Origin of the sequence: Pediococcus ethanolidurans (genome assembly GCF_964062635.1) — a bacterium.
GTDB classification, from domain to species: domain Bacteria; phylum Bacillota; class Bacilli; order Lactobacillales; family Lactobacillaceae; genus Pediococcus; species Pediococcus ethanolidurans.
Genome location: NZ_OZ061250.1, coordinates 952,626 through 964,103, shown reverse-complemented (window position 1 = coordinate 964,103; position 11,478 = coordinate 952,626). Strand labels below are relative to the sequence as shown.

The 11,478-nt window shown below is 38.8% G+C and carries 11 protein-coding genes; 3 read left to right on the top strand and 8 right to left on the bottom strand.

All coding sequences use genetic code 11. The features are described from left to right. Nucleotides 1–150: 150 nt before the first annotated feature. A complete protein-coding gene (locus tag AB3219_RS04795; protein ID WP_216754597.1) occupies nucleotides 151–531 on the bottom strand; it encodes an iron-sulfur cluster biosynthesis family protein in 381 nt (126 codons plus the stop codon). Between the two features lie 131 nt (nucleotides 532–662). Here AB3219_RS04795 and AB3219_RS04790 point away from each other — a divergent pair, with 131 nt between their 5' ends. Further along, nucleotides 663–1,190, top strand: a complete 528-nt coding sequence (locus AB3219_RS04790) for a GNAT family N-acetyltransferase (protein ID WP_216763087.1) — start codon at nucleotides 663–665, stop codon at nucleotides 1,188–1,190. Here the strand turns inward: AB3219_RS04790 and AB3219_RS04785 are convergent. The 4 genes from AB3219_RS04785 to AB3219_RS04770 form a co-directional block, all read right to left on the bottom strand. Then, a complete protein-coding gene (locus tag AB3219_RS04785) occupies nucleotides 1,187–2,038 on the bottom strand; it encodes a ribonuclease H family protein (RefSeq protein WP_216754599.1) in 852 nt (283 codons plus the stop codon). The two genes, AB3219_RS04790 and AB3219_RS04785, sit on opposite strands and share 4 nt — an antisense overlap. Before the next feature lie 197 nt (nucleotides 2,039–2,235). Next, nucleotides 2,236–2,415: a hypothetical protein gene (locus tag AB3219_RS04780; RefSeq protein ID WP_057805451.1), complete on the bottom strand. Its 180-nt coding sequence runs from the start codon at nucleotides 2,413–2,415 to the stop codon at nucleotides 2,236–2,238. A 246-nt stretch (nucleotides 2,416–2,661) separates the two neighbouring features. Next, nucleotides 2,662–3,732, bottom strand: coding sequence for a DNA glycosylase AlkZ-like family protein (locus tag AB3219_RS04775; protein WP_216763088.1), 1,071 nt, complete (start codon nucleotides 3,730–3,732; stop codon nucleotides 2,662–2,664). A 501-nt stretch (nucleotides 3,733–4,233) separates the two neighbouring features. After that, nucleotides 4,234–5,547: an NCS2 family permease gene (locus AB3219_RS04770; RefSeq protein ID WP_216754723.1), complete on the bottom strand. Its 1,314-nt coding sequence runs from the start codon at nucleotides 5,545–5,547 to the stop codon at nucleotides 4,234–4,236. Nucleotides 5,548–5,840: 293 nt separating this feature from the next. Here AB3219_RS04770 and AB3219_RS04765 point away from each other — a divergent pair, with 293 nt between their 5' ends. Then, nucleotides 5,841–6,806, top strand: a complete 966-nt coding sequence (locus AB3219_RS04765) for a hypothetical protein (protein ID WP_263749884.1) — start codon at nucleotides 5,841–5,843, stop codon at nucleotides 6,804–6,806. Between the two features lie 222 nt (nucleotides 6,807–7,028). On the opposite strand, the gene AB3219_RS04760 is transcribed toward AB3219_RS04765, so the two are convergent. Next, on the bottom strand, nucleotides 7,029–8,948 hold the full coding sequence (locus AB3219_RS04760; RefSeq protein WP_216754664.1) for a M13 family metallopeptidase: 1,920 nt from the start codon (nucleotides 8,946–8,948) through the stop codon (nucleotides 7,029–7,031). A 72-nt stretch (nucleotides 8,949–9,020) separates the two neighbouring features. Then, nucleotides 9,021–9,992: an asparaginase gene (locus AB3219_RS04755; protein WP_216754663.1), complete on the bottom strand. Its 972-nt coding sequence runs from the start codon at nucleotides 9,990–9,992 to the stop codon at nucleotides 9,021–9,023. A gap of 180 nt (nucleotides 9,993–10,172) precedes the next feature. On the opposite strand from AB3219_RS04755, the gene AB3219_RS04750 reads away from it, so the two are divergent. After that, the gene (locus tag AB3219_RS04750) at nucleotides 10,173–10,931 is read left to right on the top strand and encodes a potassium channel family protein (RefSeq protein WP_216754662.1); all 759 of its coding nucleotides are present in this window, start codon (nucleotides 10,173–10,175) and stop codon (nucleotides 10,929–10,931) included. Between the two features lie 76 nt (nucleotides 10,932–11,007). On the opposite strand, the gene AB3219_RS04745 is transcribed toward AB3219_RS04750, so the two are convergent. Then, entirely contained in the window at nucleotides 11,008–11,334 is a 327-nt protein-coding gene (locus AB3219_RS04745; RefSeq protein WP_057805443.1) for a heavy metal-binding domain-containing protein, read from the bottom strand. Between the last annotated feature and the right edge of the window lie 144 nt (nucleotides 11,335–11,478).

Sequence of the window (11,478 nt, the reverse complement as noted above, 5' to 3'; positions counted from 1 at the left end):
TTTTTAGCAAGGAACAAGGGAGAATCCGCTTTATATCTAGGATCAGACGAATAAATTGCCGCAATCATCACAAACTTTTTCTAAATTAAAACTAACAACCATCACGAATTTTTTTAATTCGTCATAATTGTTAGTTTTTGGTAAAACAACTTATTTAACTGGATTGTTCTTGAGACCATTTTTATCTGTAAAATCAATAAATCCAACATTGTCATCGATTGCACCGCCATCTCCGGTCAGTTGCAGGGTGCCAAGATGTGAGTTCAACTTGATAGTCATGTTTTCTTCCAAATCTGCTGCTGAATAATCTTTAATTAATAAATCACCAATATTCGAATGAACAACGGCATTATAACCATCAATTGGCATATCATTACCCACAATATTAATTGTAAACTGCACTTGCATATGAATCATGGCATGTTGCGAATAGGCACCCACACCATCCTCAAACGTTAACAATAATTTTTTTGATTCATCTAAATGTTTTTGAACTTTATTTGCCGCGGCAGAATCAAACTGAATTTTCATTTCAATTGACCTCCTATAATTTTTCCTTATTGTATTCGCTTTCTAGATTAAAACCAAGCAAAATTACTTGGCTATCATGCGAAATGTTATATGCTATGATTATAAATAGAAAACAAACGAGGAGCTTTTCAATGGAAAAATTCGAAAAATATCATCCAATTTTGACAACGCATTTCACCCTTGACTGGTTAACAGCCACCAAAGTAAAAGACATTTACGCCTTACGTCATGACACTTCGATTGCAGCCATGAGCGGTCGCAATTTTGACCAGGATATTAAAGAAACCGCCGATTATGTCAACAAGATGATGCGCTTAATTATGCATAATGATTCATTACTTTGGGGAATCTCCGATCGTAAAACTGAAGAATTTTTAGGCACTTTTTGCATTTGGAATTTCAACGATGACAAAACAACTGCTGAAGTGGGTTTCGAAATTCTTAGTGATCATCAGGATCATGGCATCATGTCTGAAGTTTTAAGTCACATGATTAATTTTGCCTTTACCGAACTCAAGTTAACAACTCTTTATGCCGTAACGGCGCAAACAAATTTGGCTTCGCGTACCGTGCTTACCAAAAGCGGCTTTACGCCTGATTCAAATTATCCCGGAGAAAAAGGAACGATCAGCTTCAGCCTAACCGCTCCTAAAAATTAATCATTATACCATTCTAGTTTTTCCAAACTCTTTTTAAGGGCGTCTACCGATTTTTGATGATCTTCGGTTACCACGTCCTTTTTTGTATACACTCTTTTTGCTGATTCAGGTGCAGTTGGTTTGATCGCTGTTTTCTTAACCTCAGTCGTCTTCGCACCCATTTGATCCATCGTTTGATTTAGCAAAGTATCTACAAAAACATTTCCGCGATTAGTCGCATGACCCTTTGTCCAGTAATAATGCAGATTTGGGAAGTGACCCAGCAACTGATCTAATTGCCGCCACAACTCACTGTTAGCAAGTGGTTGACCAGAACCGCGTTTCCAACCCCGTCGCTTCCAACCAGCTAACCATTGTTTTTGAATCGCATTTAACACATATTGAGAATCCGCAACAATCGCAATTTTTGCTTTGGAATCAAGATTAGTTTCCAGCCATTTCAGTGCCTCAATTAAGGCCATAATTTCCATTCGATTATTTGTAGCACCAAATTCACCTTTAGAATCGGAATACTGCTGTCCATCTGTCTCTATTAAATAGGCCCATGCAGCCTTATCCTGCTTTTTAACATGACCGCCGTTAACGTTACCCGTATTGCGTGAACCGCCATCTGTGTAAACCACAACCGGTTCTGTCGGGTTCTCTGCCGTTTGGTGAACAACATTCTTGACTGTTTTTGAAACAGACTGATCACCCTTTAACCACTGTTGTGCTTCTTCACGTGTGGCAAAGCCCTTATATCTTGCACCAGAATAGCCGTCAATCTGCTTTTTTGTTTCATTCCAATCAGTAAAAATACCGGTTTTCTTACCTTTTGCAACAGCATAAAATTTCTTTTTAGTTGCCATTTTAATTCCTCAATTCAAATTTAATCGTTTGTAGTTAATTGAACCACATTGTTAAAACACGTTTCAAGCCATTTTTAAACAAAAAATTCCTCTAGGATAAGTTTAATACTTTTGTATCAACTTATCCTAGAGGAACTGAACTCGTTATCCGAAACGGAATCATCAGCATTCAAAATTGCTAGACCTCGAATTTCTTATTAGTTTGCGTACCGAAGTACTTGACCGTCAGTTTTTTCGTTTAACTTGTTAAGTGCTTCTGTGATGGTTACACCACTAGCTTTAATGTTTGAATCGTGTTTGTCACTAGCCCAGAACAACTGTGTTTTCGTGTCCAAAGCAATACGGTAACTACGATTACTAAAGTTTCCAAATCTCATTGTAAAACCCTCTTTCCTTTTGTTTCTCAACAAAGGTCTCAATGAGATACGAAATATCAATGATTCAAAATGAATATATTTTTTGCAGCCGCGTTCTTCCCTTCAAAAATGATATGTCGTACCAAAATACCTTTGTTCGATTGCAATTACCAATTTTCTAATCACAATCGTCATTTATTAGAGTAACATCAAACAAGGGTAAAACGCAAATAAAAAGCTTGCCCAAATATCAATCCAGGATCTAGTTTAATTCATTTTTTTAAACGTAAATTTTGGAACAGATCCTTGAAACTGAGCAATTTTAGTCAATTTATCTTTTAAGGCGTTCTGATTCGTTTTGCTGATCACTAGCCAATGATTAATTGTAAATTGGATGTAGTTTTTCTTAATTTGTTGCGTCCAATAACCAGTCAGATTTCCATTAATAATAATCGGTGCGCGTAAAATACCATTTTTAGTCCACATTACTTTTTGCATCTCTGGCTTCATCAACCAATTTTTATCTGCATATCCTGTTAAACTGGCATCAAACGGTGCTGCAATTAGGACCTTGGCTTCTAATTCATCGGTTAATGCCTGTAACTGACTTTGGGAGTATGCTCGTAAATTTACCAGTTTTGACTGTTCAAATTGGTTATGTGCTTTTGCAATTAACTCCCACACTGGCCGAACCACGGAAACTTTAATTCCGGACCAACGTACAAAATCAGTTAAACTCGCGGGTTCAAAACCCTTCAAATAACGACGAATCAGAGTTGCAACTGATTTCGACCCTTTCTGTGGCTTAGTTGCGATAATTCGCCAATTTTGCGTTGAAGAAGTAGCATCAAAGTACAAATAACCCTTCATTGTCAAAACCTGTAAAACAACATAAATAAACCGACCATCTAGGTCTAACGTTGGAAATTGTTGGTGTAACTCGGTTAAGACATCTTCACGCATCAACGTTGTGTGCTGCTGCAATAACTGTTTAATTACTTCAGCTACTGCTAAAATTTGATCTTTTTGTCCTAAAAAATAAGCTGCCGGAATTTTTTCACTACTTCTGGCATTAACCACCAATTGAAAACCAGCCAGACTAAATAAATGCAATGTCCATCGCTGTCCCCAAGCGCGAACAATCTGCTGTTGTTGAGCCATTTTCATAATGGTGTCTAAATTTGCATTTTGTGTATGTAATTCCCAATTTAACCATGCTGTTTGTGGCTGCTGACTTTGAATGCCAACAATTCTTTCAATCGCCTCAGTTGGATCCTCAAAAGGATGCAATAATCCTTGATTAGCCAATCGTACCGCTCTTAATTGTTTAATTTCCATATGATTTCCTTTGTAGAAGTTCAAGATTCTTTTATTAGTATAGCAAGAATTGTTAGGTTATTTTTGGATAAAGCTAAATTTTCCCTTAAAACCGCTTGATAAAACAAAAAGAGAACCCTAAGCACAACTTCCGTGGGATTGCGATCCCGCCTCCATCCTCTTGTCTGTTTTTTTCCGCTGAGCTCTAGGACCGCTCGACAAAACAAAAGGCGGAAATTAAGCATGATTCCCGCGGGATACGATCCCGCCTCCATCCTCTTGTTTGCTTTTTTCCACTGAGCCCTAGGACCGCTCGACAAGTCAAAAAGAGAACCACAAGCACAACTCCCGCGGGATTGCGATCCCGCATACATCACTCCTTACCCTGCTTTTCTCCGCTGAGCTCTAGGACCGCTCGACAAAACAAAAGGCGGAAATTAAGCATGATTCCCGCGGGATTGCGATCCCGCATACATCATGCTTAATTTCCGCCTTTTACCGTTTTGTCTCGCGCACTCTTCTCTATCCCTTACTCAAAATATACATGAAGAAGATAAACACAAAGAACAACCCATACATAATCGGATGCACTTCCTTACCCTTCTTCGCCGCAATCATCGTAATCGGATACGTAATAAATCCAAGCGCAATCCCATCCGAAATACTATATGCCAGTGGCATTCCAATCAAAATCAAGAACGATGGAATCGCAATCTCCATCTTTTCCCATGACACATGCTTCATCGACTGCGCCATCAACACTCCCACAATAATCAATGCCGGTGCCGTCACCTGATTCGTCACCACCGTCAACAACGGTGAGAAAAACATTCCTAAAATAAACAGCACACCCGTTGTGACCGCCGTCAATCCTGTTCGACCACCAACCGCAATCCCGGCTGACGATTCCACATACGCACCCACCGGTGAAGTTCCCAATACTGATCCTGCCAACATCGCCGTTGAATCTGACATCAATGCCTTACCTACCCGTGGCATCTTATTATCCTTCATAAATCCAGCCTGCTGCGCCAAACCAACCAATGTACCAGCCGTATCAAAGAAGGTCACCAGCAAGAAGGTCAACACAACAACCCACAATTGAATCGTATTAATATCGCCAATATGACGAACGCCTACCATAAATGTAGGCTTCAAACTTGGTGCTGCAGAGACCCATTGTGAAGGGCCCTTAATTAGTCCAGTTACCAAACCTAAAACGGCAGTAGCAGCCATCCCAATAAAAATACCACCTGGTACGCGACGAACCATCAAAATAGAAGTTAAAATTAATCCGAAAATAGTCAACCAGGTGGTCGCCACGCTCAGTGATCCCAAACCAACGACCGTTGACTTGTTTGCCACAATCAAACCACCATCGTGCAATCCGATAAACGCAATAAACAAACCGATTCCACTTGAAATTGCATATTTTAAATCGGCTGGAATTGCATTAATAATCATTTCTCGTAATTTAAAAATTGTAATCACAATAAATATTAATGAAGCCACAAAAACACCGGCTAAAGCAGTTTGCCAAGGAATCTTCATCCCGATACAAACTGAGTAAGCAAAGAACGCATTAATTCCTAACGCAGGAGCCGTTGCAATGGGATACTTTGCAAGTACACCCATTAAAATACATCCCAATGCACTAGCTAAAGCAGTTGCAGTGAAGACCGCCCCTTTATCCATCCCCGAAGCACCTAAAACACTTGGATTAACGAATAAAATGTAAGCCATCGAAATAAAAGTAGTGAAACCTGCCAAAATTTCACGTTTTACCGTGGTATGTAACTGGTCAATCTGAAAATAATTATTAATCTTTTCTCCCATAATTGCTTTCTCCCTTAGCATTACTGATTCAAAACTAAAAACTAGTTTTGTTCGTGTTTTGCTCTTGAAACAACAATATATATCTTACGATAAAATTCATTCAATGTAAAACACAAACTTTAATTAATTTAAAAAACAGTTCATTATTAAAAATAAGTTAATTGCGGTTCTTCGTTCTCACGTCACGATTAAATTAGCCTCGTATTTCTTTGCATAAGGGTGTATAATTCATGATTATGACAGTGTGTCACATCAAACACACGAATGTAAACTTTAAAGGTGGTTATTAAATTATGAAAAAGTTTTTACCGGGGATCATTGGCCTTGCTGCCATTTTCGCACTTGCTGGATGTGGCAACCAGAAGCTAACCGTGGGAGCATCAACTAAAACGCCGAGTGGCATGGTTGCTGTAATTAAGGGTAAAACCAACAAAGATGCCAAGATTAGCTATCAAGTTAAAGGCCAATCCAAAAAATCAGTTAAAAATACTGATGGCGCGTATGTTATTGAAGTACCCGCAACCACAAAAACGCAAAACGTTACAGTAACTTCAAAAAAAGGTTCCAATACAATCACTAAAAAGGTGACGATTAAAAAAACCAAAGCTTTGGCAAAATATCAAACAATTGCCTCTAAATATAATCAAGCTGTAATTGGTATGTCGTTATCTAAATCAACACAGAAAAAGGCACAAGAATTAGCTGCCGCCGAAAAGAAAGCAAAAGCTTCTAGCTCAACTACTACTTCCGCTGCTAAGGCTAAAGCTGCAATTGCTAAATTACCGGCGAGTCAACAGAAAAAGGCTCTTGTTAAACTTCAGGCTGAACAAAAAGAAATGCTCGCTTTACAAAAAGAAGCTAAAGAAGTTCAAGCAGCCATGGCTTCAGCAAAGAAGAAAAACAAGGACAAATTACTCCCAACAAACCTAAACAATGGTGTTCAAAATGTCATCACTCAAAAGAATTACATGGTGCGTGCAAACTACCAAGACAAGAATTTGATGGGTCTTACGTTAATCGTTCCAGTTAAAGCAATGAAAAAATCAAGCGGTCAAAAAGATTTTGGAACGGTCTTTGCGTTGCTAACTAGCGAAGTTGGTGCTAAACCCAAATCCGTAATGAAACAATTTAAAAAAGTTCAAAAAGACGCCAAAAACAGTACCAGTACTTCCACCACTACTCACGTGATCAAATCAAACGGTGTTAAATTTCAGGTTGGCTATTCAACAACCCATCTGTACATTTACATTACCCGATAGATGGAAGTTAAAAAGACCAACTAATTATGCTTACAAGCGTAATTAGTTGGTCTTTTTTGGTTAACCTTTGTATGTTTTTAGAGTGCTTTTCCTTTATAGCCGAAACGTGCAAAAGGGAGCAGCTTCTTCCGTATAGCTACAAAACCCCAACGATTCCTAAACCGAATCATTGGGGTTCCTAGGCTATACTCAGAAGCTAAACGCTCCCTTTTGCACTCTTTTTTACCAGATTTGCACCCGTTTTTCCGGCTTCAAATACATGCCATCTCCCGGTTGCACCCTAAACGTCTCATAAAACTCGTCAAAGTTCTTCACCTGCACATTTGCCCGCAACTTCGCCGGCGCATGCACATCAATCGACAACAACAATTGTTCATACTCCTTCGTTGCCTTACTTCGCCATACCCTTGCCCAGTTCACAAAGAATGCCTTCAAATCTGGATCATCCGTATGCTTTGCCGCCTCTAACGCACAGCTCAAACCACCATCATCAGCCACATTTTCCGTCACCACCAACTTACCATTCACCTTACCGCCCGCAAATGGCAAACCGTCAAATTCTTCAATCATCGCTTGGGAACGTTTCTTGAATTCCTTCATATCTGTTTCCGTCCACCAATTATGCAAACTACCATTTTCATCAAACAACGCACCATTCGGATCAAATGCATGTGAAATTTCATGTGCCATCACAGCCCCAATTCCACCATAATTCTCACTCGCACTTTGTTTCAAACTATAAAATGGTGCCTGCAAAATTGCAGCTGGGAAACAAATCAAGTTTCCTTCTGGCGAATAGTAGGCATTAACCGTATCCGCACTCATTTCCCACTTTTCTTTATCAACCGGTTTGTTATATTTACTTAATTGGTCTTCCGTAAAAATTTTGGCAAATTTCTGAACGTTACCTAACAACGTTCCGCCATCTGCAACCGCAGTCGTCTGCAATCGTTTGTAGACTTCCTCCATCTTGTCAGGATAACCAACATGAATATCCATCGCACTCAGCTTAACCACCGCTTTTTCACGAGTAGCCTTACTTAGCCACGTATTATTTTGCAAACGTTGCTTATACACGCCTGTCATGGCTACAACCATGTCATGCACATCCTGTTTAGCCTTTTCGCCAAAGTATTTCTTGCCATAATAATCGCCAACAACTTGGCTAAACGTGCGTCGAGCAAGATAAAAAGCACTCTTTTGTTGCTTCATAGCTTCCTTTTGGCCTGATAATGCACGATGATAAGTTCCGCTTACTTGACGGAATTCTTCACTAAGATACCCAGCCAACTGTGTAATCGTATTTACAATCAGCCAGTTTTTAAAGGCTGGGAAGGTCTCTTCATTAACAACTTTTGTAAAGTTTTCAAAGAATTTTGGCTCCGTGACGATCACTTGTTTTGGTGTTTCGCCTAATAAATCACTGATGGCATCGCCTACCTTGAATTCACCCAATTCTTTAACAAATTCAGAAAATTCAATCGGATTATACAGCTTGGCAACGTCGCTCATTTCCTCGGAGTTTTTCTTAAAAGGTGCCATCGAAGCATCAAACTTTTTAGCGTCCGCCACAATTTTTTTGGCTTCATCTTCAGATTTGCCCACCATGGTTAGTAACTTTTCGGCCATTTGTGTGAAGACTGCCAATAACTGTGGACCTGCCTGATTATCTTTATCATAATAGGTCTTATCAGGTAGAATCAAACTACCACCTTCTGCCCAAAGAACATTCAATTTGGTTTTCCCTTGGCTCTTCAAATCAGGTTCAACACCAATATCAAAAGGAACCGGGAAACCTGTTAAAATCCAGTCTTTAAACTGTTTATTGAGATCTTCAAAACTAGAAATTGCTTCTACTTTTTCAAGAAATGGCTTTAAAGGCGTTGCGCCATCCTGATCGCGTTTTTCAAAGTTGGCAGCAACATCATAAAACTTCAAAAATTCAGTGATCAATGGGTCATCATTCGTAAGTTTGCCAGCTTTCATATCAGCAAAATCGCCCATTAACTTCTCATCTACATCATCGACTAAATCCATGAATCCGCCTGTAGATGAATGGTCACTAGGAATCTCCGCCTTTTTGATCCATTCTCCATTTATTGCATCATAAAAGTCATTTCTTAATTTGGTTGCATCTGCCATTTTTATCCCATCCCTTTATTTTCAGATAGCCATAGTATAGCGCATTTTTAATTTTCTCACAAAATTTTAATTTTACGATACAGCATTACTAATATAATCACGTAATGTTTTTCCTTTTAACCCGGCACTAATCCCAATTAAGAGTTTAATTCGTGCCTTGGGACCGTTTAGACCTTGGCAAAAGGTGACACCCATGCGTTCCAGATCAATGCCACCACCAGGATAATCATAAATAGGTTCTGCCACACCGTTATAGCAGCGAGAAACCATCACCACTGGGATTTGATCTGTCAAAAGATGTTTGATCGCACCAACTGTTTCTAATGGCATGTTGCCCGCGCCCAATCCTTCAATGACGAGTCCGTTAGTATCTGTTTTATCCAAACACTCTAGCAAACTAGCTGGCATTCCAGCATATGCTTTTAACAAATAAACGTTATGTTTTAATTTATCAATTGGCATAACCGTTTGTTGAATAAGTTCCTGGAAGTAATGAATGCCACGCTTGCCTACAAGCCCGATTGGACCAAAAGTAGGTGTTCGAAAAGTGTCCACATTAGTAGTGTGCGTCTTTGTCACATAACGCGCCGTGTGAATTTCATCATTCATTACCACTAGCACGCCTTTATCAGTGGATTCATCGGCAGCTGCCGTTAAAATCGCACTTTGAAAATTATAAACACCATCCGACCCAATTTCATTCGAAGATCGCATCGCTCCGGTCAATACAATTGGTAAATGATTGGGCAGCGTGAGATCTAAGAAATAAGCTGTTTCTTCCAAAGTATCTGTCCCATGCGTAATCACAATACCATCATAATCCTCAGATTCGGCCTGTTGTACTCTTTTTTGAATCACCAGCATATCTTCAGGCGTAATGTGTTCAGAAGGTTTATTTAAAACGGCTTCATTCGTTAATTCAATGTTGTCATCAATAAAACGACTATCCAACAATGGATTTTCCTTATTTGTTGAAACTTCACCAAGATCGTTGGCTGACATCGAAATAGTACCACCAGTATGTAACGCTAATATTTTTTTCAATCGTTTTCCTCCGTTTTCAAGATCATCTCTAGTCTTGATTCTAATAGATTTTTTGATCAGTTACTAGACCACTTGCTTAATTCAAACTTAAATATTTTCTTGCGTTTAAAATTCGGTAGTTTACACCCTTGAATAAAGGTTTAAAATAAAATTAATATGTAAAATAACAGGTGACATATAATGACTAAAAAACAACAAAAGTGGCTTTTATTTTACCAAATAGTCATCGGTGGTTTGGCGCTACTCTCTAGTGGCATTGCCTTTTCAACTTTCTTCACACATGTTAATCTTTTAACCGGCTCTCTGGGTGTATTTATGAATAGTACACTGGGTATTTTTTGGATCGATTATTTAGTTCGACTTATTCTTTCTAAAAACAAAAAATCTTTTCTTATTAATAATTCCTTTGATATGTTAGGGCTAGTTCCTTTGCATCCCGTTTTTGCCGTTTTTCGAATCGAACGTGTGATTCGAATTGTCCGTTATTATCATTTGTTCTGGCGATTGGGTCTAGATGGCAAACTTACTAAAGCGGTACATCGATTTTTCTACTCTACCGGTTTTGTATACCTTCTCTATGCCAGTGTCGTCATCCTCGTGTTAAGTGCACTGCTTTATTCAATTGTTGAAAAGATTTCGCTTGCAAACGCCTTGTGGTGGGCAATTACAACTGCTACAACTGTTGGATATGGTGATATTTTTCCCCACACTTCAATCGGTAAAATTATTGCTTCCGTCTTGATGCTAGGCGGAATTGGTTTTATTGGTTTATTGACTAGTACAATTACCGGGTTTTTCACATCAAACAATGCCAATGTAGAAAACACAGATTTAACTTTGTTACTACAAAAGATTGATGATCTGTCTGATCAAGTCACGCAATTACAAAAACAGGTCGCAAAGAATCAAAAAAAACCACATCATAAAAAGAAATCATGAACCAGTAAGAGAGATTGGAAAATGAGTATTTTTCCAATCTCTCTTATTAACTACATAAAAATAAACATTAAAGTACCTAATCTGTGAACTTCACGGCTGTCCCATAGGCAGCGACCGTTTCCATATCCTGACTAATCGAATCAGAATCAAAGCGCATCATAACTACCGCATCGGCACCCATTTCAACAGCATTATCTCTCAAACGCGTAATGGCTGTATCGCGTGCTTCTGTCAAAAGTTCTGAATAGGCCTTAATCTCGCCACCCACAATATTTTTAAGTCCAGCACCAATATTTTTAATCACATTTTTTGACTGGGTTGTCAGTCCAAACACTTCACCAATAATTTCATAATTATGACCGGGAATATTTTCCGTCGTCGTTACTAAAATTTTGTCTGCCATTTGAATCTCCCCTATCTTTTTTTCTAAACGCTGCTTAACCCCTGTATTATAGCATGAACGGGAATTCGATAGATATTATTCAAACACTTTATAGTTAAAAACACTTTCCGCTGAGCTCTAGGACCGCTCGACAAGTCAAAAAGA